The organism is Glutamicibacter protophormiae (genome assembly GCF_016894325.1).
Taxonomy (GTDB): Bacteria; Actinomycetota; Actinomycetes; order Actinomycetales; family Micrococcaceae; genus Glutamicibacter; species Glutamicibacter protophormiae.
The window spans coordinates 1,723,539-1,749,025 of sequence record NZ_CP069806.1 but is presented as its reverse complement, the minus strand read 5'-3'; the positions used below and the strand labels follow the sequence as shown (position 1 = coordinate 1,749,025).

21 protein-coding genes, 2 tRNA genes, 1 other RNA gene and 1 pseudogene are annotated in these 25,487 nt (G+C 64.9%); 8 read left to right on the top strand and 17 right to left on the bottom strand.

From position 1 onward, the window contains the following. Positions 1 to 69: 69 nt before the first annotated feature. Positions 70 to 237, top strand: coding sequence for a hypothetical protein (locus JQN66_RS08120; RefSeq protein WP_188950309.1), 168 nt, complete (start codon positions 70 to 72; stop codon positions 235 to 237). Here JQN66_RS08120 and JQN66_RS08115 read toward each other — a convergent pair. From JQN66_RS08115 to JQN66_RS08105, 3 genes are all read right to left on the bottom strand, one after another. Next, entirely contained in the window at positions 213 to 1,307 is a 1,095-nt protein-coding gene (locus tag JQN66_RS08115; protein WP_188950311.1) for a GTP pyrophosphokinase, read from the bottom strand. The genes JQN66_RS08120 and JQN66_RS08115 overlap by 25 nt on opposite strands. Positions 1,308 to 1,437: 130 nt before the next feature. Next, positions 1,438 to 2,208 (bottom strand): DUF2637 domain-containing protein, encoded by a 771-nt coding sequence (locus tag JQN66_RS08110; RefSeq protein ID WP_204677330.1) that lies wholly within the window; start codon positions 2,206 to 2,208, stop codon positions 1,438 to 1,440. Positions 2,209 to 2,358: 150 nt separating this feature from the next. Next, entirely contained in the window at positions 2,359 to 3,462 is a 1,104-nt protein-coding gene (locus JQN66_RS08105) for a VanZ family protein (protein WP_204677329.1), read from the bottom strand. A gap of 180 nt (positions 3,463 to 3,642) precedes the next feature. On the opposite strand from JQN66_RS08105, the gene JQN66_RS08100 reads away from it, so the two are divergent. Both JQN66_RS08100 and JQN66_RS18725 read left to right on the top strand, forming a co-directional pair. Further along, positions 3,643 to 5,109, top strand: a complete 1,467-nt coding sequence (locus tag JQN66_RS08100; RefSeq protein WP_204677328.1) for a DUF2079 domain-containing protein — start codon at positions 3,643 to 3,645, stop codon at positions 5,107 to 5,109. A 146-nt stretch (positions 5,110 to 5,255) separates the two neighbouring features. Continuing rightward, positions 5,256 to 6,128, top strand: a pseudogene (locus tag JQN66_RS18725) (HNH endonuclease); the annotation flags it as partial. Here the strand turns inward: JQN66_RS18725 and JQN66_RS18600 are convergent. Then, positions 6,120 to 6,245 carry a hypothetical protein gene (locus JQN66_RS18600; protein WP_275439081.1) on the bottom strand — a complete coding sequence of 42 codons (126 nt, stop codon included), beginning with the start codon at positions 6,243 to 6,245 and terminating at the stop codon, positions 6,120 to 6,122. The pseudogene JQN66_RS18725 and the gene JQN66_RS18600 sit on opposite strands and share 9 nt — an antisense overlap. Between JQN66_RS18600 and JQN66_RS18480 the strand changes: the two genes are divergently transcribed. Continuing rightward, on the top strand, positions 6,232 to 6,711 hold the full coding sequence (locus JQN66_RS18480; protein WP_239464173.1) for an HNH endonuclease: 480 nt from the start codon (positions 6,232 to 6,234) through the stop codon (positions 6,709 to 6,711). The genes JQN66_RS18600 and JQN66_RS18480 overlap by 14 nt on opposite strands. Positions 6,712 to 6,809: 98 nt before the next feature. Here the strand turns inward: JQN66_RS18480 and JQN66_RS08090 are convergent, their stop codons facing one another. From JQN66_RS08090 to orn, 5 genes are all read right to left on the bottom strand, one after another. Continuing rightward, positions 6,810 to 8,129, bottom strand: coding sequence for a glycosyltransferase family 87 protein (locus JQN66_RS08090; RefSeq protein ID WP_204677326.1), 1,320 nt, complete (start codon positions 8,127 to 8,129; stop codon positions 6,810 to 6,812). Continuing rightward, a complete protein-coding gene (gene mptB / locus JQN66_RS08085; RefSeq protein WP_204677325.1) occupies positions 8,116 to 9,753 on the bottom strand; it encodes a polyprenol phosphomannose-dependent alpha 1,6 mannosyltransferase MptB in 1,638 nt (545 codons plus the stop codon). Before mptB (JQN66_RS08085) ends, JQN66_RS08090 begins: the two co-directional genes overlap by 14 nt. Further along, the gene (gene mptB, locus JQN66_RS08080; protein ID WP_239464172.1) at positions 9,699 to 11,336 is read right to left on the bottom strand and encodes a polyprenol phosphomannose-dependent alpha 1,6 mannosyltransferase MptB; all 1,638 of its coding nucleotides are present in this window, start codon (positions 11,334 to 11,336) and stop codon (positions 9,699 to 9,701) included. The genes mptB (JQN66_RS08085) and mptB (JQN66_RS08080) overlap by 55 nt, the downstream gene beginning before the upstream one ends. A 215-nt stretch (positions 11,337 to 11,551) precedes the next feature. After that, positions 11,552 to 11,627 (bottom strand) — tRNA-His (locus tag JQN66_RS08075). A gap of 160 nt (positions 11,628 to 11,787) precedes the next feature. Further along, positions 11,788 to 12,399 carry an oligoribonuclease gene (orn, locus tag JQN66_RS08070; protein WP_204677324.1) on the bottom strand — a complete coding sequence of 204 codons (612 nt, stop codon included), beginning with the start codon at positions 12,397 to 12,399 and terminating at the stop codon, positions 11,788 to 11,790. A 151-nt stretch (positions 12,400 to 12,550) separates the two neighbouring features. Between orn and JQN66_RS08065 the strand changes: the two genes are divergently transcribed. Next, positions 12,551 to 12,626: transfer RNA gene (locus JQN66_RS08065), tRNA-His, on the top strand. Positions 12,627 to 12,694: 68 nt separating this feature from the next. On the opposite strand, the gene JQN66_RS08060 is transcribed toward JQN66_RS08065, so the two are convergent. After that, positions 12,695 to 12,997, bottom strand: coding sequence for a hypothetical protein (locus tag JQN66_RS08060; RefSeq protein ID WP_204677323.1), 303 nt, complete (start codon positions 12,995 to 12,997; stop codon positions 12,695 to 12,697). A gap of 794 nt (positions 12,998 to 13,791) precedes the next feature. Between JQN66_RS08060 and JQN66_RS08055 the strand changes: the two genes are divergently transcribed. From JQN66_RS08055 to def, 3 genes are all read left to right on the top strand, one after another. Next, on the top strand, positions 13,792 to 16,455 hold the full coding sequence (locus JQN66_RS08055; protein ID WP_204677322.1) for a LuxR family transcriptional regulator: 2,664 nt from the start codon (positions 13,792 to 13,794) through the stop codon (positions 16,453 to 16,455). Between the two features lie 448 nt (positions 16,456 to 16,903). Then, positions 16,904 to 18,052, top strand: coding sequence for an acyl-CoA dehydrogenase family protein (locus JQN66_RS08050; protein WP_188947756.1), 1,149 nt, complete (start codon positions 16,904 to 16,906; stop codon positions 18,050 to 18,052). Positions 18,053 to 18,078: 26 nt separating this feature from the next. After that, the gene (gene def / locus JQN66_RS08045; protein WP_188947949.1) at positions 18,079 to 18,651 is read left to right on the top strand and encodes a peptide deformylase; all 573 of its coding nucleotides are present in this window, start codon (positions 18,079 to 18,081) and stop codon (positions 18,649 to 18,651) included. On the opposite strand, the gene JQN66_RS08040 is transcribed toward def, so the two are convergent. The 7 genes from JQN66_RS08040 to JQN66_RS08010 form a co-directional block, all read right to left on the bottom strand. Beyond that, positions 18,648 to 19,775, bottom strand: coding sequence for a winged helix DNA-binding domain-containing protein (locus tag JQN66_RS08040; protein WP_204677321.1), 1,128 nt, complete (start codon positions 19,773 to 19,775; stop codon positions 18,648 to 18,650). The two genes, def and JQN66_RS08040, sit on opposite strands and share 4 nt — an antisense overlap. Before the next feature lie 90 nt (positions 19,776 to 19,865). Then, positions 19,866 to 20,486 carry a hypothetical protein gene (locus tag JQN66_RS08035; RefSeq protein ID WP_204677320.1) on the bottom strand — a complete coding sequence of 207 codons (621 nt, stop codon included), beginning with the start codon at positions 20,484 to 20,486 and terminating at the stop codon, positions 19,866 to 19,868. Between the two features lie 64 nt (positions 20,487 to 20,550). Continuing rightward, on the bottom strand, positions 20,551 to 20,964 hold the full coding sequence (locus JQN66_RS08030) for a hypothetical protein (RefSeq protein WP_204677319.1): 414 nt from the start codon (positions 20,962 to 20,964) through the stop codon (positions 20,551 to 20,553). A 128-nt stretch (positions 20,965 to 21,092) separates the two neighbouring features. After that, entirely contained in the window at positions 21,093 to 21,737 is a 645-nt protein-coding gene (locus JQN66_RS08025) for a TMEM175 family protein (protein WP_204677318.1), read from the bottom strand. 235 nt (positions 21,738 to 21,972) lie between these two features. Continuing rightward, a complete protein-coding gene (locus JQN66_RS08020) occupies positions 21,973 to 23,430 on the bottom strand; it encodes a glyceraldehyde-3-phosphate dehydrogenase (RefSeq protein ID WP_188947760.1) in 1,458 nt (485 codons plus the stop codon). A gap of 184 nt (positions 23,431 to 23,614) precedes the next feature. Then, an RNA gene (gene rnpB / locus JQN66_RS08015) (RNase P RNA component class A) lies at positions 23,615 to 23,971 on the bottom strand. Positions 23,972 to 24,031: 60 nt separating this feature from the next. Further along, the gene (locus tag JQN66_RS08010) at positions 24,032 to 25,459 is read right to left on the bottom strand and encodes a dihydrolipoyl dehydrogenase family protein (RefSeq protein ID WP_204677317.1); all 1,428 of its coding nucleotides are present in this window, start codon (positions 25,457 to 25,459) and stop codon (positions 24,032 to 24,034) included. Between the last annotated feature and the right edge of the window lie 28 nt (positions 25,460 to 25,487).

The window sequence follows — 25,487 nt, the reverse complement described above, 5'->3', positions numbered from 1 at the left end:
TGTTTGATTCGACAGCCGCACCCGGCCGGATCGGGTATGATCTGCAGCACCCCGAGAGGAAGGCGCACCATGAGCACGAATCTGGCGGCCCTGGTTGTCCTGCTCGCCGCGCTGATCGCGCTGGCGGTCTTCCAGTGGCTCCCGGCCCTGGCGTTCCTGCCGGTGGCCGGCGCCCTCTACGCCTGGAACCCGCCCGGCCCGAACCCCGGGAATCAGCCCTTGGGCGAGGATCGGTAGTCGTTCATCTGGATCAGCCGGCGGCTCAGCGAGGCCTCGCGGCGCAGGTCCGAGCCGCTGGTCTTCTCGATGTGCGCCTTGCCGAAGCGCCAGAGCAGCACGTCGTCCAGCAGCCGGTCCGGGCCCGGCGAATAGCGGTGGTCCAGCGCGGCGCGCACCTCGCGCACCACGTCGGCGTCCAGCAGCCCTACCAGCTGCCAGGTCGCGTCGATGCCGTGCGCGCCGAGCAGCTCCGCGGCCCATGACCAGTCGTCGTCGCGCTTGCGGTCCACGTGCGGCAGCAGCGTCTGCCAGATCTCGCCGATCTTTTCGCCGGTCAGCTTCGCGGCGCCCAGCCCGTTCTTGTCGTGGTAGCCGTTGAGCCGGTGGTAGAGCTCGTCGATGTCGGTGAAGTAGTTCTCCACGGTTTCCAGCATCGCGGAGGTGGCGGTGAAATGGCGGTCGATCTGCGGGTTCCAGGCCGCCTCGCCGGGATGCTTGAAGCGGATGTCGTGTTCCATCTCGCTCCAGGCGTGCTGCAGGATGGTGCGGATCTGCACCTCGAAGATGAAGTTTCCGCTGGGCACCACGTTTTTGCCCAGCGCCTCCTGGAAACGCCGGACGGTGGGTTCGTTGCGGGTCTTGAGCAGCAGGTGGCGCGAGGAGTAGCCGTAGGTCCCCGATTCCACCGAGCCGATGTCCTTCTCGCGGTCGCTGCGGCAGTCGAAGGCCTCGCGGTGCGACTTGATCAGGCTGGCGACCTGCTGGATCTCGTGCGGCAGCATCACGATGATGCGGATGCCGACCATGTCGTGCACCTCGCGCAGCGGGTTGGGGAACTCGAGCACCGGGTCGCTGTCCGCGTCCTCCTGCAGCCGGCGCGAGGCCTTGGCCTGGAATGAGAGCGTGGACTTCACCCGGCCGGTGATGAACAGCGGCTGCACCTCGCTGCCGACGAAGAGCCGGCGGATCTTGGCCTTCATGGCGTTGAGCACGGACTGCAGCTCGCCGCTGACGGCGCCGTACTGCGCGACCGCGGCGGCGATCTGCGCGGAAAATTCGTCGGCGTTGGACTCCTGCTGTGGATTCATCGCTGATGCCTCCTAGAACACCTGGCGCTGCGGCTTCATCGGGGAGAGCCGAAGGGGCGCAGCCCGCGGGCCGCGCCCCTTCGGGAATGACTTGAGGTGGGGTAGTCCCGGGTTGACGGGAATACCGGGATTATGGTCGGGTCAGGCGCTTGGCCATGTCCTCGTACAACGGGGCCTTGGCGTCGCTGCCGGCCGCCGGAGCGCTCTTGGCGGTTTCCTTGGCCGGCGCGGCGGTCTTGATCGGGGTGACCTTGGCGTCGTTGCGCGCGGCGGCGATCGCCTCGGCGCGGGCGCGGGCCAAATCGTCCTGGTGCTCCTGCTCCAGCTGGGCGAAGCGCTCATCCTCGGCGGACTTGGCGTCGGCCAGGGCCGAGTTGTAGCCGTCGTCGTAGGCCAGGCCGTACTTCTCGGCGTTTTCCTTTTCCTCGTCGTACTCCAGCTCGGCACGCAGCTTCGCGGCTTCGGACTTCTTCTGGTACATGTGCACGGTCAGGTGGGTGATGGCCAGCAGCACGATCGGCGGCATGGCGGCCACCAGCGCGGAAACCAGCGGCGGCACGCCGTCGACGATCGAGTCGACCGTCAGGATGGCGTGCGTGGAGTTCGCGGCGGTGGAGACGATCGCGCCGAAGAACAGCAGGGACCAGGGGTAGATCATGGCACGGCGGTTGAACCCGTTCAGCGCCACGATGGCCACGGTGGCGGCCACGATCATGCCGTCGATGATGATCGGCCAGATCCATGCCAGGTTCGACTGGATGCCGGAGCGTTCGGCCAGGTCGGTCAGGGCCGCGAAGGACAGCACGAACGCGCCGATCGCGATCAGGACGGTGGCGCCGACTGCGGTTCCGAGCACTGCCTTGTGAGGTTCGTTCGGAACTTCTGGTTTGATATCTTCCATGCTTCGCTTGGAACCTATACTTTCGCATAATCGGGGACGTTCAGCTGACGCGAGTCGGGCCGGCCGGCATGGCTTGCACACCGGGCACCGGATCCATTTTAGCGTTTAACCTCGCCGCATGCGCAGTGTTCGTCCACACACTTTCGCAGATCAGGCGCGGCGATCGGCGAATCCAGTGCCGGTGAGCACCCCGGCCAGCGCCCGCGCGCCCGGGATCAGCACGAAGCACAGGGCGCTGGCCACGGCGTAGAGCATGGCCGCGGTGCCAAGCCACGGCGCATCCGGGATTTCGTTGAGGCCGGTGGTGAGCTGGAAAAGGAAGGTGATCCCGCCGAAGCCGAGGATCGTGCGCAGCCCGGCCCGCCAGGCCGCGGCGGCGCGCCGCCCGCGGGCTCCGGTGACGCGGATCCAGGCGCAGCGCTGGCCCAGCGTCGCCCGCCCCGGGGCCAGGCTCGGCAGCAGGAAGACGAAGAAAACCACGACGGCCGGCACCCAGATGCCCGCCAGGCCGGGGTCGACGACCGGGCCGCCGAGCTGCTCGGCCAGGTTCACCGCCGCGGCGATGACGAAGACCGCGGCGCCGGTGAACGAGGAGTCGAAGACGTCGGCCAGCGCGCGGCGCGCCAGGGTGACCGGGCGCGGCGGGGCCTGCTCGGCGCGCGGCTCCCTCGGGGCGGACAGGAAGGAGAAGACCGGCAGGTAGGCGATCACCGCGCCGAGCAGCGCGCCGAAGGTGTTCATGATCAGGTCGTCGACGTCGGCCACGCGATATGCGCAGGTGTACAGCCCCCAGATGCCGGTGTACTGGGTGAGCTCGATGGCCAGGCTGGCGGCCAGGCCCAGCACCATTGCGGTGAACACGTTGCCGCGCAGCCAGCGCACGGCCAGGATGCCCAGCGGCATGAACAAGATGATGTTGAACAGCACCTGCCACAGGGTGAAGCTGGTGGCGAAGCCGCGCAGGCCCAGCTGGGCGTAGACGTTGGCGAAGTCGGCCAGGAAATGCGCCGGCTCCAGTTGCGCAACCGCGACGCCCGGGCGGCAGAACGCGTCGCGCGTGGCTGGCAGCGGGAGCATGGTGTAGCTGAACAGCCCGAAACCGTAGAGCGCGGCCGCCGCGGTGGTGATGGTGCGCCGCCAGGACAGGCGTCCGTGGCGGCGGTACTGCAGGGCGAGCAGGAAGATGCCGGCGACGCCCATGAAGAGCAAGCTGCCGAGGATGGCGACCGCTCCGGGCCAGATCATGCTGTTCATGCTTCCATCTAACCGCGTGGCGGCGCGTGGGATGCGCCTCCGGCGCCGTCTCTGGGCTGGAAGGTCGCTGGGAATATTCACCATGCCTGCAGTGGATTGACTGGGCACTTCGCGACTCCCCGCGGGTGCGGCAGGCGCCTGATGCGCGCATTGGCACGGCGAGTCGATAAGCTTTAATCCATGTCTACCCCGTCCCCCGCGCCCATGACCGGCGCCCACAAGCTGCAGCTCGGCCTGGTCATGCTCGCGGCAGGAATCCTGTACGTCGTCCATTCCTTCCTGCGTTTCGCGCGCTTCGAGTCGCGCGGGTACGACCTGGGCATCTTCGACCAGGCGGTACGCCAGTACGCGATGTTCAAGGCGCCGATCGTGCCGGTCAAGGGGGTCGACTTCAACCTGCTGGGCGACCACTTCCACCCCATCCTCGCGGTGCTCGCGCCGTTCTACTGGATCTGGAACGACCCGCGGATGCTGGGCATCGTGCTGGCGCTGCTGCTGGTGTCCACCGCGATCCCGGTGTACCTGTTCACCCGGCCGCGCTTCGGCCACCTGGGCGCCCTGCTGACCAGCGCCGCGCTGCTGCTGTGGTGGCCGTTCCAGGCCATCGTGAACTGGGACTTCCACGAGATCGCCTTCGGCGTGCCGATCATGGCGTGGATCATCTGGGCCTTCGACAAGGGCCGCTACTGGCTGGTCGTGGGGCTTTCCGCCAGCCTGCTGCTGGTGCGCGAGGACATGGGCATCACCATGGTGGCCGTGGGCATCGTGCTGCTCTTCCACCGCCAGTGGCTCAAGGCCGCGCTCACGGCGGCGCTCGGCCTGCTCGGGTACCTGGCGGTCACCGGCTACCTCATCCCGCTGTTCTCCCCCGAAGGCGAGTTCTCCTACTGGCAGTACACCGCCCTGGGCGCGACCGCCGGCGCGGCAGTGGTCTTCCTGGCCACCCACCCGCTGCAGTCGATCGCGATCCTGTTCGACCACCAGCTCAAGTGGGCGCTGTGGCTTCTGACCTTCCTGCCGCTGTCGCTGCTGCCCTTCGCCTCGCCGTACGTCATCCTCGGCGCCCCGCTGTTCCTGTCGCGTCTGTTCAACGACCGGCTCAACACCTGGGCCCCGGTCTACCAGTACGACGCGATCATGGCGCCGATCCTGATCATGTCCGCGGTCCACGTGCTGGGCAAGCTCGCCGTGCGCTTCAACTGGCGCCGCGCGCGCATCATCGGCCCGGCCTGGCTGCTGTCGATCTCGGTCATTGCCACGCTGTTCTTCCCCATGGTCTTCCCGCTGGGCAAAACCGTCACCGGCCAGGGCTGGCCTCCGGCGGAGCTGATCACCGCGAAGGAGCGGGCCGTCGCGATGGTTCCGGATGGCGTCTGCATCGAAGCCGCCGACAGCCTCGTCCCGCATCTGACCACCCGCACCTACGTCGGGCTGCACGGGGATATCGGCGACGACCTCTCCAGCTGGATGATCATCGACTTCAACGTGGAGGAACTTGGCGGCTGGGATCCACTGACTCCCGACCAGGCCCTGGAGCGGGCCACCGAGCTGGGCTTCACGCCGGTGGCTGCGGAGGACCAGGGCATCCTGGTGCTGCACCGGGACATCCCGGTCGACCCGGTCTGCTCCTCCTACCTGCAGCGCTAGATTCCCGGGCCCGGCACCATCGTGGTGCCGGGCCTGGGTTCCAGTTGCCCGGCTTCTGGAATTCGCGGATAATCTTTAGCTTTTCCTGAGGATAAGCTTAGACCAAATTCGAACACATGTTCTACAAACAGCCGTACAATTAACACATGTACGAAGCAATGCAACAACGCCACCGGCCGCCCATACCCCCGGTCCACACCGAATGCACCAACGTGCTCACCGCCCTGACCACCAAGCTCACCCACATCCTGGAGTGCGGCAGCACCGCCGACTGCGCCGCCGCCATCGAAGAACTCACCGCCCTGACCTCCGGCTACGACTACCTCAAAGCCATGCTCGCCCACCAGCTGGAAAAAGAAGTCTTCCGCACCAACGAAAACAACGGCACCCACCCCAACGACCTCACCCGCGGCGCAGCCAGCACCGTGGCCATGGCCCGCAAACGCGACCCCCACGGCTACCGCTCCTACCTTACCAACGCCCGCATCCTCGCCGAAGACACCCCCTTCACCGCCCAGCGCTTCGCCCTCGGAGAACTCACCGAACCCCAGGTCATGGCCATCCTCACCCCGCTGCAAGACGTCAACGCCGCCCGCCGCACCGCCTTCGACACCCACTTCCGCAGCACCCCGGACATGTTCGAAGCCATGGGACCAAAACAAATCAGCGAAACCGTCACCCACTACACCCTGCAGTTCGAAAGCCACACCAAGTCCTACCGCATCAAGGAAGCCAGCACCGACCGGTACATCCGCTTCACCAAGGACCGCGACTGCATCCGCGTGAACGGCAAACTCCCCCTCGCCGCCGGCACCGCCCTGCAAATGCACCTGCGCAGGAATCCCGCAAGCTGCGCCAGCACGGCGACCCGCGCACCCGCACCCAACTTCCAGGCCGACCTGTTCGCCGCCTACCCCATCGCCGGGCACCCCGCCACCCTGCCCTTGGCCATCAACATCAAGCTGGTCATGACCGACAAGACCCTGTTCCTCGGCGACCGCGCCCCGGCCTTACTCGAAGGCTACGGCTACCTCCCCGCCCAGCACGCCCGCGAACTCATCGCCGGCGCGGAAATCCGCAACGAGGACTACTTCCACCAGTACCCCGACGCACACGACGACCTTGGCCCTGCGCATCGAGTCCTTCCCCGACATCCAGCGCCTCTACACCGCCCCCGGGGACACCGAGCTGATCGCCATGGACTCCACCGCCCGCGCCTTCCCGCCGCGCCTGAAGGAGTTCATCAAGATCCGCGACAAGCACTGCCGCACCCCGTACTGCGACGGACTGGTCGAAGAAGTCGACCACGTCATCCAGCACCACCTGGGCGGGCCGACCAACGTGCTGAACGCGGACGGGCGCTGCGCGCTGTGCAACAAGGCCAAGGAATCCCCGAACTGGGTCGAGGTACCCGTCGGGGAGTACTCCCACTCCATCCGCATCAACCCGGGCACCGGAGCCTACTACCAGTCCGTGGCGCCGCCGGTGACCGGGTACCGGCACCGCCGGTTCCCGGATTTGCTGACCCAGTCGAAATGGGTGCGCGGGAAGACCTTGCTGCGTGAGGAGCTTGAGGACCCGGCCGAGGACCCCGACCCGTAGGACTAGCTCCCAAAGACTTCTCCCGGCAAAAGGAAACCGCCGATCTTCCCTGCAGGGAAAATCGGCGGCATCCGTAGTGCTTTCTCGTGGACTGGGGATCAGCTCTTCTTTGCCGACCCCAGAACGAAGACATCATCAGCATTTTCAATCGGACCGGCCAACGGGTCGTCAGTTCCGTCCGCGCGGATGACATCGCGTTCGGGATTACGGATATCCCCGATGATCTTGATGCAGATGTAGATCAGCATCGCCATGTGGGCCACGATGCCCAGGCCGTACAGGATCTCAATGGTCCAGCTACCGCCGAAGTATCCGCCCTCGGAGACCGCCTTGGCGCTCCACAGCCAGACCACCGCCCAGTGGAAGACCTCGACCAGCTGCCACACGAGGAATTCGCGCCACTTCGGCCGAGCCAGCACGTACAACGGGATCAGCCACATCACGAACTGCGGCGAGTACACCTTGCCCAGCAGCAGGAATGCGGCAACGATCAGGAACGCAAGCTGGGCCATGCGCGGGCGGCGCTGTGCGGTCAGGCCAAGGTAGGCGATGCCAAGGCAGGCCAAGCCGAACAGGCCGTTGGACAGCAGCGACATCGTCGAGCCGGACATTCCAGTTCCGGCGAAGGCCAGCCACATCGAGGAGTTGCCCGCCGGGCGGTCCCCGGAGAAGGTGTAGAAACGGCTCCATTCGTCGAAAGCGGTGAGCATGAACGGCACATTGACCGCCAGCCACGCCACCACGCCGGAGGCCAGCGACACCCAGAAGTGGCGCATGCGTCCCGAGCGCAGGCACAGCACCAGAATCGCGCCGAAGAGGAAGAACGGGTACAGCTTCGCTGCGGCGCCGAGGCCCAGCAGCACGCCGGCCAGCACGATGTGTTTGCGCGAGAACGCCAGCAGGCCCAGGGTGGCGAGCATGACGGCCCACAGGTCCCAGTTCAACTGGCTGGTGAGGATGATTCCCGGGGCCAGGGCGACCATGATAGCGTCGCGGCTGCGATGGCGGGCGGCGTAGGCGATGGCCACGACGATCACCGCCCAGCAGATGAAGGACAGCGCCGAGTTCAGGTCGAAGTATGCCAGCTGGCGCTCCGGGGAGAACCCGATGCCGGGGATCATCCACGCGGTCACGCCGGCGACGATGGCCAGCAGGACCGGGTACTCCAGCGCCTGCTCCGGCGGCAGTCCGGTGAAATACGGGAACAACTTGTCGGCCATGCCGCGGGTGCCGAACAGCTGCGTGAAGTCCGAATAGCACATGTGCAGGTGCTGCTCGGCCGCAGGCCAGGCATTCACTCGGCACCACTGCTTGGTCAGCACCGCAATACCGGCGCCGACCGCGGTCAGGACCAGCAGCCATAGGATCACCGGACGCGTCGCCTCGCGGGCGTTGAACAGGGTTTTAACCGGTTGCATCACGGTCCTGTTGCCTCGTTTCTTCTGGATTGGGAATACGTAGGAATTTGCGGGTTCGCGGGCTGAGCCGGCGCCCCAGATGGCCGAACAGCGGCGCGGTCTTCGGATCGATGAACACCATGTAGGCCACGCAGAGCAGGCCGACCAGCGCGGCGAAGATTCGCATCCACAGCAGCGAGAACCACTGTGCCACGGAAAGCTGGTCGACGACGCCGGCGATCGCCAGCACCAGGCACAGCACGTACAGCAGGCGTTCCTGGCCGACGCTGAACTTCTTGCCCAGGGCGAAGAACGGGATCAGCCACAGCAGGTACCAGGGCTGGATGATCGGGGCCAGCAGCACGCTGGCCGCCAGCGCGTACCCCGAGTAGAGCAGCGGGTTTCCGGCCGGCTTGCGCAGCGCCAGCCACGCGATGATCGCCATGCTGAACACCTTGAAGACCGCGTAGACAATGTCGGCGACGGCATTGATGCTTCCGCCGAACAGCGATCCGATCCAGCCGACCAGCAGGCCGAAAAGGCCCACCGGGGCGTAGGGGAACGCCGCGTCGCCGGAACTGGCCACGCCGCCGATCCAGCCGAACCACAGGCCGGTGGCGGCGCCAAGCGCGGCGAGGATCGCCACCGTGATCGCGGTGATCCACAGCCAGGCACGGATCTTGGAGCGCAGCCGGGCCTCGGGCTTGAGCATCGCCAACCCAAGGAACGGCAGCGCCAGCAGCATCACCGGCTTGATCGCGATGGACAGCGCCATGGCAATGGTTCCCAGCACGCGTCGCTGCCGGTAGACCAGCAGGAAGGCGAGCAGCACGCCGCCGAGCATCAGCCCGTCGTTGTGCACGCCGCCGACCATGTTCATCAGGAACAGTGGGTTCACCACGGAGACCCACAGCGTCCAGGACGGATCGCCGCCGAGCTTGAGGGCCAGCCGCGGAATCGCGTAGATGCACAGCGCCACCCCTGCCACCGCGACCAGACGCATCATGACCACGCCGTATTCGGGGACTCCCCCGGAGACGAAATACGCCAGCCGGGCGTACATGAGGAACAGCGGCCCGTAGGGAGAGGAGGATTCGGCCCAGAGCGAGTCCGCGCCCTGGGCGAACCAGCCCGGAAGCTGGGACACCCAGTTCTCATAGGGCGAGAGCCCGGCATGCATGAGCCGTCCCTGCCCGAGGTACGAATACACGTCCTGGGAAAGGATCGGGAAGGAGAACAGCATCGGCGCGGACCAGGTCCAGGCCGCCCGGCGCATCAGCCCCAGGGCCCGGTCCCCCAGCCCTTTGGTGGTTTGGCGCAGGCGCAGCCAGGCGCGGAACATCAGCACCGTGCCCACGGCCAGCAACAGCGTGCAGATGATCACGCCGACGGTTTCGGCGCGCAGCGGGAGCACGAGCGGGGATCGGGCGAGCACCGATTCCTGGGCATAGGGCAGCCAGCCCACGCCCCAGGATCCGCAGGTGACCATGGCCGAGGCAAGCAGCCCCTGGAGGATCGGCCCCCGCGAGCCCCGCGGACCCGGACGCTGCGGCGCGGCCCCGGGCTGCCGGTTGTCGCGGTGGGTGGGGGCTACGATGGCGCGACCTCGTCCTTCTTGGGGCCGCTGCGCAATACCCGAAGCCACTGCTTCGAGGGCACCAGACCGGTGAACAACGTGCGGGTGCGCGGATCCAGGTAGGCCAGATAGAACATCGCGACCCAGGAGATGCCGGTGGACAGGTGCTTGACCCATGGATCAAGGTCACCGAGGAACTGCCAGATGAACAGCTGGTCGGCGGCGCCGAAGGCGATGAAGAACGCGGTGGTGAAGTACACCCAGACGATCTGCCAGTCGTCGCGGATCCCGGTCACGGCGAAGAACGGCAGCAGCCACAGCAGGTACCACGGCTGCACGATCGGCGAGAGCACCACCAGCGCGGTGAAGGCCAACGCCATGCGCTGCACCAGGTGCGACGGCTTGCCCTTGAAGATCAGCACGAGCACCAGCAGCACGGAGAGCAGGCGTCCGCCGATCTTCAGCACCGGAAGGATCCAGTTGGTGGGCAGCGAGAAAGCATCGAAGATGCCGGAGAGCAACGCGTTCAGGGCGCCGACGGGGGCGAACAGCACCGAGCCGGTGCCGGTGCCCAGCATGACTTTCAGCCAGCCGATGCCGTAGCCGTTGGCCAGCCCGACGGCCAGCATGATCGCGGCGAACAGCGCCAGCGTGTAGCACCAGTAGAGGATCTTGCGCGGCCACTTCGCGTCGGTTCCGGCCCACAGCAGGCCGATGAACGGCAGCAGCACCATGGTGATCGGCTTGATTCCGATGGAAGCCGTCATCAGAACCACCGCGAGGACACCGCGCCGGGTGGCGGCGTAGTAGGTCGCGGCCACGGCCAGGCCCACCATCACCGCGTCGTTGTGCGCGGAGGCGACGAAGCTGATCAGGAACAACGGGTTCGCGACGGTGATCCACGCGGCTTTCGCCCCGGAGACGTGGTGCAGCGCCGCGAGCTTGGGCACATAAGCCAGGCACAAGATGACTCCGGCGAAGGCAATCAGGCGAAAGAGCAGCACCGACAGGTCGGGGCTGAAGCCGACGGCGCGGAATACCCAGTATTCGAGCAGCAGGAACAGCGGACCGTACGGGGTCTCATCCTGCGCCCAGGTGATGTCGGTGCCGAGCTGGAACCAGTTGTTCAGCGAAGAGATGCCGGTGACGTAGGGGTCCTGCCCGGCATCCACGAGGCGGCCCTGGCCGATGTAGGCGAAGACGTCGCGTGAGAAGATCGGCAACGCCAGCAGCATCGGGGCGGACCAGGTCCAGACGGCCTTCTTGACCGCCTTCAGCGAATCCGGGCCCCAGCCTGCATTAACCTGGCCCAGCCGGAGCCAGGCACGAAACAGGATCCAGCAGCCCAGGGTCAGTACCACGGTGGAGGTGATGACGCCGGCGTATTCGGTGCGGATGGCGATCAACAGCGGGTTGCGGTTCATCGGAGAAACGCTGGCTAGCCAGCCGACGCCGAAGGAACCCAAGGCAATCATCATCGAGCCGACAAGCCCCTGCCACAGCGGGTTGAAGGACGCATGTCGATCGGTTGCCGACGGGGCGTCTGCCACGGGCCGCGCGGCGGAATCCTTGCGCATGTCTGGCGCCATCTTTTCCCTTTCGCCGTCCTCGAACCGCTCGGGGCGGCGGTTTGCCGCGCGTACTTTGCGCATGTCAGCGCGCCGAAACGGGCCCGCTGCGAACTTCTCCCACGGCCGGGCGCTGGACGCCCATTATTACAAAAGAATCAACGGAAACTCTAGCACGCAGGACTGCGCCAACTCTGGACGACAGCCCGCATGCGAAGCGAATCACACCATTGGCCTGCGGCGCGGAGATGAATGCAAAACACCCGATCGGAAACCATGTTTCCGATCGGGTGATCATTTGGGGTGAGTAACGGGGTTTGAACCCGCGACCTTCTGGACCACAACCAGACGCTCTACCGACTGAGCTATACCCACCATATTGGCTTTCGTACCAAGTCAAAACGCTTTTGCGCGGTGACCTCGTATTCGGCAACGAGAAATACTATACACACATTTTCCCGACGCTGGCCAATCGGCAACGCCCCTGGCGGCTGTGGGTTGCATCACTGGCCGCCGGGGAGTCACCGGACACCCCCTAGGAAGGGTTCGATTTAATCTCCGCGGCAATCCCCGCGGCAACGTCCGAAACCGGCCCCGGGGCTGGAACCATGACAGCGGCGCGGTAGTAGCGCAGCTCGTCGATGGAATCCTTGATATCGCCAAGCGCGCGGTGATTGCCGTCCTTGGCCGGGGCCGAGTAGTAGGCCTTCGGATACCAGCGGCGACTGAGTTCCTTGATCGTTGACACATCGACGATCCGATAGTGCAGGTGGTCAATCACCTCAGGCATGTCGCGTGCCAGGAAATTCTTGTCGGTGCCGACCGAGTTGCCGGCCAACAAGGCGGTCTTCGGCTCCGGAGCATAGGCGCGGATGTAGTCCATGACGACGGCGGTGGCCTCGGACATGCCCATGCCGCCGTCAAGCTCTTCGAGAAGCCCGCTGTTGATGTGCATGTTGCGGACGAAATCGCCCATCTGCTCCAGGGCCTGAGGCTCCGGCTTGATCACAACCGACACCCCGTCACCTAGGACATTCAGTTCCGAATCGGTCACCAGGACCGCGACTTCAATCAACGCGTCGTTCTCCAGGCTGAGCCCGGTCATTTCGCAATCGATCCACACAAGTTTTTCTGCAGAAGTAGGCATGAACTCAAATTTACCCCACCTAAAAATGACCCGCTCTGCACAGGGAAACCCGAATTGGCATTTCCTCAAAGTTTCGGTGTATAGTAATTCTCGTTGCCAAGGACTCCGGTTGAAACGTAATCGCGTTGTGACTAGGTTCTTAGTAAACATGGTGGGTATAGCTCAGTCGGTAGAGCGTCTGGTTGTGGTCCAGAAGGTCGCGGGTTCAAGCCCCGTTACTCACCCCATTTAGATCAGGCTGGTATCTGGTTCAAGGGATAGTCCTTGACGAAGATTCCAGCCTGGTCTTTTTTCACTATGCCCAGGAACGACCCAGCGCCACCAGATCCCGAAAAAACGCCTGTTCACCATGCTGGCCCGCAGCTCCAGACCAGGTGTTTCCATGCGCTGCGCGATCGTCGAAATGCAGGACCTTCGACAACCAGCAACCGCTGTAATGACTTCTTGCCCGTTTTAGGGGTGTCGCAGCCATCCTTGCAAAAGCGCGCCCGGGGATCGGCGCCCCGCTGGCAGCAGAAAACATCGTGACCGCCACAGCTAGGATCTTCGGCGCCAAGACGACACGATGAAATCCGGCCAGAATGATCGGTCGAGTCACACATGACACCCTTGAGGACACCATGGTGGAAGCAAGGCTCTGCTCCAAGGATTACGAGCCCGCACGCGCCGTGCATTCGCGACCATGACAGGGCACAAAGTTCCAGGCAATTCCTTCGCACGGCGAGCCCAGCTATCCAAACTTGGAAAGAACAACATCAGCGCTGAAGCCGCCGCCCGCTCCCTTGCCGACTGCATAGAATTCCCTGCGACCCAGGCAAGCGTGAGGCCGGGCGCTGGGAACCAGAACCTGCATGACTCGGCAATTGCACGGGAAAACACGAGAAATCGCGAATTGATGAAAGTTCGGAAGGATAACAGCCTGCTCCTCCACAAAGGGCGATGAAGCCACAGGGGATCACAGGCTTGATAGGAAGCAGCAGACAATCCGGCCGCTCTTCCCCGCCGTTCGCCCGAAACGCCGTTTCAAGGGTTGGATAATCGCCGGTTCGCAACTTCGGAAGTATGAATTCGTCAACTGATCACTGCTTTTGGACTGCAGCATGAGACGGAAAAATCGACGGACAACAGGAATTTTGGAAATGTTACGCCAATATTCGTTATTATTTCGGGCGCGTGAGCCACATCAAATTCGCCGTGGAATGTCAGCCATGCAGTATGGAACATTCGATGGGTCGCGTCAATTATTCGACAAGCGTTGGATAACCTACCTAGTTTACCCGTTGACCGGGACATTATTACTAGTAAAGTCACTCTTGCAATACCCTCAAAACTACGTGAGTTATGAGTGGCTGATACTTGACTGGCGCTACCTGGGAGTTTGATATTAGTAGGATGACTGGCTTCCAGATCGAACGCCGAGAAGTTCTTCCCTCACGTGTAGATGCCCTGAACACTGCAATTAAGGCAGCTCATCGTGGTGGCCCCGTCTTCATCATCGGAGACGTCGGCACCGGGCGCACAACTTTTTCCTTGCAGCTCATGGATCGCATCGAATCCAGCTTCATTTGGATCATCGGCTCCAAGTCGCTGAGTTCGGTCCCCTTTTCCACCCTGAGCGTCTTGGCAACCCAGATTCCCGACGGGCCTGCCGGGACAACTCCCACCGAACTAGTCACAGGCATAGGCCAGGCTACAAGCAAACGCACACAGTGGATTTTCCTGGACCAGGCCGAACACGTGGACCAGCAGAGTGCTGCCGTCCTCAAGCAATTCTGCACCGCCGGCAACATTCGACTGGTTGTCGCGGCGACGACGGTACGCTCCATGCCGAGCGAACTTCGCTCACTGATCTCCTCGCCAACTTTCACGCGCATTGAACTCGAGCCGTTGACATATGAAGATGCGCACATGATGCTCGCCGAAATCCTTGCCGGAGAAGTCAATTCCAGCACCGTCACGTCGTTGCTCGAGTTCTCCGGCGGCCACGCATTGCATCTTCGCGAGCTGGCCCTGGACGCACAGGCAACCGGTGCCCTTACCAAGCAGCAGGACTACTGGACGCTCAGCCGTGCGTGGGCGCCCCACGGAAAGCGAACAACGGATCTCATCAATGCCCGGCTGAGCGATCAACCCGATAACGTCCGCGAGGCCTTGGAGCTTCTCGCCGTCATGGGCCCAGTTCCCCTTGGCGCGGCTCGCAAGCTCATGGGGCAGTCCATCTACGACGCCATCGATGCCGACTTGGTGCGATTGGACCTCGTGTCGGAGAATCCGGTGACCGGCGAGCGCACCGAACGCGTTCGCCTTGGAGCTGGGCTCTCATCGCAGCTGGTCTTCAGCAGCTTTGATTCCTCGACCCTGCGCCGGCATATCAAGACAATCGATGAGAGATTGTCGTGGGAGCTATTTGATTCAGCGTCTCGCAGCCGATTCACCAGGCATCGCTTGGATATGGGATTGACGGTGCCGATTCGGGAATTGCTCTCCGACGTTGAACAAGCGGCGAGCGCGCGACAGTTCGCTCAGGTGATCGCGCTGACCGATCTGCTGGATCAACAGCGAGTCGACTCCCCTGCGCAGTTGGAAACGTTGCTGATTGCCCGTGCCGACGCACTATACGAGCTAGGCAAGCCGGAAGCCGCATTGGCCTTGCTTCAGGAACACCTGCCGCAGGGTTCGCCGGAGATGCGTTTTGTCGCCGCCAAGATTGCCTATGCGAGTTTGGGGCGGCTCGAAGTTGCGGAGAAGATTCTTGAGGAGCGTCCAGGTGATCCGCCCGGGGTCGCCGCGTATTTGCTATTGATTCGGTCAAGGGCGAATAAGCTCGTCGACGTGGAGGCGTTGCGCCGATACGCGGCAATGCCCGAGCTTCGAACCGAAGGTAGGGCGTCGTTCCTGGCCCATGTGCTGATTGAGCAGTCGTATGCGGGGCTGGCCGAAGATGCCATGGCTGAGTATGCTCGGATTTCATCGTCGCAGGAATGGCAGGAGTGGTCCGCCGCGGTGCGGGCCGAGCTGATCTTTGCTTTCCCCACGATTGCATTTGCTTTGGGGATGAATCCGGCCACGTTTGCGCAGATGTCGGTGGGCGAGGATCTCAAACAGGCGAACGCCGATCATGCGAATGTCATCGTGAGCATCGGCATGGGCTTTTTGGAGTCCGGCCTGGCTTCACAGGCATTGTCGACCTTGGAACAAGCCATTGGGCTGCTGTCCGTGGGAGACCCGTATCTGATCAAGGGCTTCGCCTCGGCGTTCGCGGCCTACGCCGCCAACCTGCTGGGAAATCGGGCGAAGGCGTCGTACTACTTGGAGATGTCTCGCTCCGAGCCTGCGGTGTCGGGACAGATCTTGAGGCCAATCGCTGAGCGGTCCTTGTTGTCGGTGATCCTGGAAGTCGAAGGGCGCGATGCTGCGCAAGCACATTTGGAGAAGCATCTTGCGTCTGCCGAGGCTTTCGGCCGGAAAAACTTGGTGATGCGGCTGCTGCTAGAGGCCTGGCAGTGCGGGTTGCTCACGGACGTTGAGCGGCTCTCGCGGGCTGCGGAGCTGGTTCAAGGGCCGCTCGCGGCGACTCTGGCGGGTTACCAGGCGGCGCTCGACGACCCGACGGAGTCGGCTGTGGGCCAATTGGTCCAGGCCCATGCGGAGGCAGGGCAGCTGCTGCTGGCGGCGCAGCTGGCCGCCAGCGGCTCCGAACGTGCCAGATCAATGGGGCGGCGGACTGCAGCTACCCATCTGTTGGGGCTGTCCTTGGAGATTGCCCAGCCGCTGGACCAGGTGAACACCCCTGCCTTGGGGCGTGCGCGCGTCGACGAGTCGCTGTTGACTGCACGCGAGTATGCCACGTGCATCAGGGCCGCCGAAGGGGCGAGCAATCAGGAGATCTCCAAGGAGCTGTTCTTGTCCCCGCGTACCGTGGAGGGCCATCTGCAGCGTTCTTACTCGAAACTGGGTATTACCGACCGCCGGCAGCTGCTAGCTGAACCCGCTACAGGCGACTCGGAAGTGCCACAGGCCACAGAATATACTCTAGCCCTACCTATTTCTGAGTGATCACCTACCTAGTCCCCCGGTTTTATTCCTTAAATGTCCATACTTACGCATATGATGATTCTTGTTCGGTCAGCCTATGCGATGGGTTCTTGGGGGAATCACAGTAGCTGATGGAACGGATCGCGGGACTTTAGATTGCAATCACTCGCAATGAGCGCAAATGACTCCCACCGATACAGACCGGTGCCAGCATCCTTTGATGCTGGCACCTTGTCGTTAAGGCGTGTTACGACAAGGATTCGAAACTATATTCGAATCTGGTGTCCATGGTGGTCTAACCCCGTGTTTTTCGTGACTTACTGCTTCAAAAATGACGGGAGCATCAGATATTCGACGTCAAATAGGCGCATGTCAGCGGGTGCGACCATAATGGAAGTGAATAAATCCGCAGGACGACAGACTCGTTCCGGCCTGCCGCACCTCCCCACCCCGTGAAAGGCATCTCCCCGTGAAACGCGCGCTCTTTGAAGAAGATCACGAACAGTTCCGCGAACTTGCCATTGAGTTCAACTCCAGGCAGATCGCCGGTAAGTATGCACAATGGGAAAAAGAACACCAGATTCCCCGAGAGGTATGGCAGTCGGCCGGCGAGAACGGCCTGCTGGGACTGGCCGTGCCCGAGGAATTCGGCGGCATGGGCATCGACGACTACCGTTTTCGTGTCGTGCTCGATGAAGAATTCGTCCGTTCCGGACACCTTGCAGTCGCCTTGGCCCTGCACCTGCACGACGACCTGGTGCTCCCCTACCTGCTGGCCTACGGTTCGCAGGACCTGAAGCAGCGCTGGCTCCCGCGCTTCGTGGACGGCTCCACCATCACCTCATGCGCTTTCACCGAGCCCGGTGCCGGGTCGGACCTGCGTGGCGTGCGCACCAAGGCGGTGCGCGACGGTGAGGACTGGCTGCTCAGCGGTCAGAAGACCTTCATCGGCAACGGCGCCCATGGCGACGCAGCGGTGGTGCTGGCCCGCACGGATGGACAGACCTCGCGTGCCGGCGAGGATTCATTCACCCTGTTCATGGTGGAGCGCTCAGAGGGCTACTCGAACGGCCAGCCCTTCGACAAGATGGGGCTGCGTGCCTCGGACACCGCCGAGTTGTTCTTCGACGAGGTGCGCGTCTCCGACGCTGACCGCATCGGCGATGTGGGCCGGGGTCTCGCCTACATCAAGGAACAGCTGCCCCAGGCTCGATTGGCGATCGCCGTGGCTGCCAGCGCGATCTGCACCGCCGCGTTCGACCAGGCCCTGGCCCATGCCGGCGAGCGCTCCGCCTTCGGCCAGGCATTGACCGACTTCCAGAACACCCGCTTCGAGCTGGCGGATCTGAAGACTGAGGCGCATGTCACCCAGAGTTTCGTGGATCGCGCGGTGCTTGCGTACAACGCTGGCGAGCTCACCGCGGCAGAAGCGGCCGAGGTCAAGCTTTGGGCTAGTGAAAGCGCGAAAAAGCTCACCGACCGGGCGCTGCAGATCCACGGCGGATACGGCTACATCATGGAGTACCCGATCGCCCAGTCGTTCACCGCATCCCGCTTGCTGACCATTTTCGGTGGCACAAGTGAGATTATGCGTGAAACTATTGGACGAGCACTCTAAGCACTTTTTGGAAAGGAACTGATCACGTGCCTATTCGGCAGATCACCGTCTATGGGGAACCCGTCCTGCATACTCGCGCCGTGGAGGTGACGCAGTTCGACGACGAGTTGCGCCAGCTGGTAGCGGACATGCACACCACCATGGATGCGGCGCACGGCGTCGGCCTGGCGGCTCCGCAGGTTGGCCTCGGACTTCGCATGTTCACCTACGTCTACGCGGACCAGGACGACGCACCGGAACGCGGCGTGGTGATCAATCCGAGGCTCACCCTGTCCAAGGTTTCGCAGGGCGTTCCTGACGCCGAGGAAGACTCCGAGGGCTGCTTGTCCGTCCCGGGCCTGGATTTCCCGCTCAAGCGCGCCGACTACGCCAAGGTGGAAGGGTTCGACGAGTTCGGCAATCCGATCTCCTTCGAGGCACACGGCTGGTTTGCCCGCATCATGCAGCATGAGTACGACCACCTGGACGGCCTGCTGTATGTGGACAAGCTGCAGCCGCGCTGGGAGAAGCGCTGGAAGAAGGCCAAGAAGTCCCTGGGCTGGGGCGTTCCGGGCAACACCTGGCTGCCGGGCACCGATGAGGACCCGTTCGGCCACTAGGTCCGGAACCCCAGATACCGCTGATGCAGCGCCGCACCGATCCGATCGGGCGGCGCTGTTTCTGCGTTCCAGAGGCTGTCGGCCCGTCCCGAGCGCAGCCAGAAGGGCTTGACCATGCCGTTCTTGCCCGGGCCGATGCTGGCCTGCATAGGCGCGTCGACGGCCAGCGAGCGGTCCGCGTAGGACAGGTAGTACTCGTCGAAGTGCCCGAGCAGCCGCAGCGGGAGCCGGTTCGGGAGCTGCGCGTCGAGCGCCGGGCAGTCCGCGAGCAGGTAGAGCTCCTCCTCGCGGGCGTCCAGCCCCACCCCATACAGCTGAGGTCCCAGGTCGGAGGCGGCGGCCTTGAGCTGCGTCAGCGTCTGTCCGGTGTACCAGGCGGCATCGCGGAGGCTGGCCGGCCCATGAGCCGCCAGATAGCGCCGCAGCAGCTCCTGCAGTGGTTCTGCGGGCTCGAAGTCCGCGGCCGCCAGCTCGTCGACGAGCATGAAGTCCTGTCCGGCCAGTCCGGCGCCCTCCGGGATCGGCCCCAGGCACAGCAGCCCGTCCATGACCAGGCACATCAGCAGGTGCACCCCGCGCTGGGCTGCGGTCGGGATTCCGTGCTGGTTCAGCAGCGTGAACAGGGTCGCGCGGCTTGCGCAGCCGTGCTCTTGCAGGTGGCCGAAGACCAGTTCGCCGGCGGCGTCGATGTCAGCTGCGCCGATCTGCACTTCACGCAGTCTCGGCTCCATGGCCGCGAGCGTGCGCCGTCTGGCCGCGCGGACCAGCCAGCGCACGTCGCCGGCGGCGCAGATATGCAGCGTCCCGCGCATGGTCCAGGAACGCACCAGCGCACCGGAGGTGAACAGGGCGTCGATGTCCGCCCGGCTGGTTTTCCTCCCGGAGCGCTGGGCCAGCGCATAGCGCCCGGCGGCCAGGTCCTGGGACTGGAGGGCCAGCATGCGTTCCGCGGCCGCGGGGATGGACCCTGCAGGTTCCAGCAGCAGCTGGTTCGCCATGCGCAATTGCAGGATTCTGCGCCGCTCCATGGGCCGGGCCCGTCGAACGCAAGGGGTCATGGCCGGCGGCCGCATCTGGTTGCTGCCGCTGGAGGACAGGGCCTTGCTGGGGTTGCTCGGCGGCATCGAATCATTCCTTGGCTGCGCTCGGTGGTGCTGCGAGCCTGACACAGAATCCAGCGCCGCTCAAGACCCGGAAATGCTTCGCCCGCCGCATCATGCCAGTGGGGCGCGGATCCACTCGGCGAGCGCCTGGTTGAGCAGGGACCAGCTGGCGGCGGTGTCGAAGGAAGTCGCCAGGTGCGACGCGCTGAGCCGGTACATACAGTACCCGGCCCAGGGCACGACGGTCAGGCTTTCCAAGCCGCGCTCCCACGCGGCAACCAGCACGGGCGCCACCTGGGGGCTTCGCAGCACCGGGTCGAGGCTGGGGCCGAGCGCCGGTTCGAACATTTGTTCCCATCGGTCGAAGGCGAGGAGGTCGAGGCCCGCGCTGCCGTACTGCGCGGTCCAGAAATCAGTGTCGCTGCGCAGTCCGGAGTCCGGCAGGATCTTCCCGGTACCCGGCGGTCGATACGGGCCGTGCGTCTGGCCGCCCCAGGCCTGGACCCAGGTTCTCAGCCACCGCCGTTCCCAGACGATCCGTTCCACCTCATCCGGCATCGCGGAAGAACCGGCCTCCGGGACCGGGTGCAGGGCCGGCAGCGGCAGATCGTCGGCCAGGCCCCAGGCATGCCTGATGTACAGCAGCATCCTCAGCTGCTGCGCGTGCACGTCGATGGCCAGCGACATGTCTGCGGGCCACGCGCCCGGAGCCGGGTTCGTTGATCGCTTCATGCCCCCGAGCTTCGCACAGGCCGACACCCCTGGCAACACGATGGCCCGCGCGGCGGCGCCCGGATTACTTCACGCTCCACCGGTTCCGGCCCAGGCGCCACCGCTGCCCATCGATGTCGATGCACAGCACCGTGCGCGTTCCGGGACGCAGGAATCGAGGCCTGCGCTCGATGCGCGCCTCGCCGCGCAGATACATCCGCAGCGCGCGGCACAGCCCGTCAAGCTCGCTGTCCTCGTCGCTGCCGGCCTCCTCGTCGCCATCCAGGATTCCGAACTGGACATCGAGCTCCGGAATGAATGCCTCCAGCCACACGCCGTCGAGGCGGATGCAGGCAGTGCGGCCCGGATCCACGGTGCTGCCCACGAGAACCGAATACCGCGGCGGGTTTTCGCGCAGCCCTGTCTCCAGCACGGTGAAGCCGTCCCCGAAGGTCGCGGCGACGACGCGGTCCAGCCGCGTTGCGAGCTCATGTGGCATGGCCCCAGTCTATCGGCGCGCAGAAGGGGCGGGACGGGGCCCGTGCGCACGTGGCGTTCGGGGAACATGCACTCCACCTGCATCGGATCACCACGGCGGGCGGGTCCGGGAAGCAACCTCGCAGCCTGCTAGGAACCGGAGGTTCTCCGATCGCCGAGGCCGGCGGTGCTCAACAGGTAGAACAAGCCCAAGGCCATGCAGATGCCCAACGTCAGATACGGGGACACCAGGGCGGCCGCCGCCGCGAGCACATAGACGGGTATCGAAACCAGGCCGCGGCGCAGGATCGACCGCGTCTGCACGGGATCCGGCGCCTCGCGCAGCAGGTGCGGGCGCCGTTTGAGCAGGTGGTATTGCAGGGCGAAGAAGAGCGAGGAGGTCACCAGGAACGAACCGGCGTAGAGCACCGCGGCCAGGACGCCCTGGCCGGGGACATCCAGATAGCTGGAGAGCACCGAGGTGGTGAAGGGCAGCACCACGATGCACAGCAGCAGGACCAGGTTCAGCACCAGCACCGAATGGTCCACCCCGGCCAGCCGGTGGAACATGGTGTGGTGGCTCAGCCACATGATGCCGATGGCGATAAACGAAATGACGTAGGCCAGCGCATTGGGCCACAGCTCCAGCAGGCCGCTGGCCAGGGAGCGGCCCGGCTCCGGTTCGGGAACCCGCAGATCCAGCACCAGCAGGGTGATCGCCACCGCCATGACCCCGTCGGAGAACGCCTCCACGCGTCCGGTGCCGCTGGGCTGCGGGGATCGGCCGGCCTTCATGACCCGCCGCCCGGAGGCAGGGGGTGTTGCCGGGCGGGCGCCGGCGGGGTGTCCACTGCGCGGGCGCCTCGTGAGTCAGCCATGCTTGTGCCCCCTTGCCGAGCCCCGGGCCCCTATCCCCGGGGCTTCCGAGTCTACTCCCGGGCCCCGGCGCCGGGAACGGCCAAGGGGCCGCACCCCGCGTGGTGAAACACGGGGGTGCGGCCCCTTGGAAGGGCGTATCGCTGCGTGGAGCCTAGGCGTTGACCGCTTCGGCCTTCACAGCAGGAACGGCAACCGGGTGGGTGCCGGCCATGGTCTCGATGACGCGGACCACCTGGCAGGAGTAGCCGAACTCGTTGTCATACCAGACGTAGACGACGGCGTTCTTGCCGGTGGCGATGGTCGCCAAGCCGTCGACGATGCCGGCGCGGCGCGAGCCGACGAAGTCGGTGGAGACGACCTCCGGCGAGTCGATGTAGTCGATCTGCTTGTGCAGCTCGGCGCCCAGCGAGGTCTCGCGCAGGTAGTTGTTCAGCTCGTCCTTGTCGGTGGCGGTCTCAAGGTTGAGGTTCAGGATCGCCATCGACACGTCCGGGGTGGGAACGCGGATGGCGTTGCCGGTGAGCTTGCCTTCCAGTTCCGGCAGGGCCTTGGAGACGGCCTTGGCGGCACCGGTCTCGGTGATCACCATGTTCAGGACCGCCGAGCGGCCGCGGCGCTCGCCCTTGTGGAAGTTGTCGATCAGGTTCTGGTCGTTGGTGAACGAGTGAACGGTCTCGACGTGGCCGTGGATGACGCCGAACTTGTCGTTCAGGGCCTTCAGGACCGGGGTGATGGCGTTGGTGGTGCACGATGCGGCGGAGACGATCTTGTCATCGGCGGTGATGTCGGAATCGTTGATGCCGTGCACGATGTTCTTCAGGTTGCCCTTGCCCGGTGCGGTCAGCAGCACGCGGGACACGCCCTTGGACTGCAGGTGCTGGGACAGGCCGGCCTCGTCGCGCCAGCGGCCGGTGTTGTCAACGACGATGGCGTTGTCGATGCCGTAGGCGGTGTAGTCGATGGTGGCCGGGTCGTTCGAGTAGATGACCTGGATCAGGGTGCCGTTGGCGAGGATGGTGTTGTTTTCCTCGTCCACGGTGATGGTGCCGTCGAACTTGCCGTGCACCGAGTCGCGGCGCAGCAGCGAGGCACGCTTGACGATGTCGTCGTCCGAGCCCTTGCGCACGACGATGGCGCGCAGGCGCAGGCCGTAGCCGCCGCGTTCGATGAGGATGCGGGCCAGCAGGCGGCCGATGCGGCCGAAGCCGTACAGGACCACGTCGGTAGGCTCTGCGTCGGTGGCGCCGGCCTGGCCGACCTTTGCGCCCAGTTCGGCGGAGACGAAGTCGTTCAGGTCGGCGGAGCCGGACTCGACGAACTTCTTGTTCAGGCGGCCGAGGTCCACGGAAACCGAACCAACGTTCAGGGTTTCAATGACATCGAGAATTGCCTTGGTGGCATTCAGGTCCAGCTCTTCACCGTCGATGCGGCGCACCACGCGGTGGGCCTTGATGATATCGATGGCGGACTGGTTGATCAGCTTGCGGCCGTAGATGGAGGTCACCACATTGTTCTTGCGGTAGAGACGTCCGATCAGCGGAATCATGGCCTCGGCGAGCTCTTCGCGCCCGCTCCATTCTTCCTGGGCAACGACAGACTGCTGGGTCACAGAGAATCCTTCCAAATCAGCCGACTTGCAGATCCATAAAGCCGGTTGGCACCGAGAGAAGCACCATTGCTTTTGCGGTGGCGCGGGGTAACAGGATCATCCCCGCAAGTACGATTTCCATTCTAGACGGTGCAGGGACTTTCCACAGGCTTCCGCCTGTGAATCATCTCACCGTCCAAGAGTGCGAATGGGATGGCCGATACGCCGGGTTTTGTCCCGCCGAAGCGGGGACGGCCATCTATCTACGACTGCCGTTGCCGACAGCCTCTAGCGGTCCACCCGACTGCATGGGGCGAACAGCCCTCATAACGCAGTCTGTCTGACCTTGCTCCGAGTGGGGTTTACCGAGCCATCCCGGTCACCCGGGATGCTGGTGGTCTCTTACACCACCGTTTCACCCTTACCAGGAAATCCTGGCGGTTTATTTTCTGTGGCACTGGCCTGCGGGTTACCCCGAGTGGGCGTTACCCACCACCCTGTTCTGTGGAGCCCGGACGTTCCTCGGGACAATTGCTTGCCACGCGGCCGTCTGGCCATCCCATTCACCACCAGTCTAGTCCCTTTGCGAGAACTTCCTGCCCACTGGTGCCCGCGGACTGGCTCACAAGGGCTGCGGGTAGAAGTAGTCCTCCAGCAGCCGCAGCCAGATCTCGCTGATCGTCGGGTACGCGGGCACCGCATGCCACAGCCGATCCAGCGGCACCTGCCCGGCGACCGCGACGGTGGCGGCGTGCAGCAGTTCGGAGATGTCCTGCCCGACCAAGGTCGCCCCGAGCACCACCGAGCGGTCCCGGTCGATGACCAGCGTGGCGCGGCCGGCGTACCCGTCCGAGTGCAGGCTCGCGCCGGCCACCGAGCCAAGATCATGCTCGACCACCGCGATGTCCAGCCCCTGCTCGCGCGCCTGCCGCTCGGTCAGCCCCACGGCGGCGACCTGCGGATCGCTGAACACCACGCGCGGCACCGCACCGTGGTCGGCCGTTGCCGCATGCGCTCCCCAGGGGCCGGCGGCCAGCGGCCGACCGGTGAGCCGGGCGGCGATCGCGGCGCCGGCGGCCCGGGCCTGGTACTTGCCCTGGTGGGTGAGCAGGGCGCGGGAGTTCACGTCGCCCACCGCGTACAGCCAGTCGGTGCCGGGAACCAGCAGCGTGTCATCGACCTCGTGCAGCGCCGCGGCCGCGATGCCGAGGTTTTCCAGCCCCAGCCCGTCGATGCCGGGTTTCCGGCCGGTGGAGACCAGCAGCTCCTCGGCCCGCAGCACGGTGCCGTCCGCCAGCCGCACGCCCACTACGCCGTCGGGGCCGCGGTCCACCCGCGCCGGGGTGGTGCCCGTGCGCAGATCGACCCCGCGCTCGCGCAGCGCCTGGGCCACCAGTTCCCCGGCGTAGGGTTCCTCGTTGCCCAGCAGCCGGCCGCGGGCCAGCACCGTGACCCGGGAGCCGAGCGAACAATAGGCGAAGGCCATCTCGGTTCCGGCCACGCCGCCGCCGATGACTATCAGCCGCGGCGGAACCCGCCGGGCCGAGGTGGCCTCGCGGGTGCCCCAGGGCTCGGCTTCGACCAGCCCGTCGATCGGCGGCAGTACCGGCACCGATCCGGTGGCCAGCACGACGGCGCGGGCGGTGTAGGCCTGCGCTCCCACCTGGACGGTGCGCGGCACCGTCAGCCTGCCGTGGCCGCGCAGCAGCGTGATGCCGGCGGAGTCGAGCCACGCCACCTGGCCGCTGTCCTTCCAGCCGCTGGTGAAGGCGTCGCGCCGGGCCAGCACCGCGGCGACGTCCAGCGTGCCGGCCGCCGCTTGCCGCGCTCCGGGCAGCCGCCGGGCAGCGTCCAGCGCCTGCCCGCTGCGCAGCAGCGCCTTGGAGGGCATGCAGGCCCAGTACGAGCATTCTCCGCCCACCAGCTCGGACTCGACGATCGCCGCGGATAGGCCGGCCTTCACCGCATAGTCCGCGGCGTTCTCCCCGGCCGGCCCGGCTCCGATCACGATCACGTCAAAGTCGGCGGCGTTGCCGGCTGCATCCCGCATGGTCCCTCCCTGCACTCCAGGCGGCGAG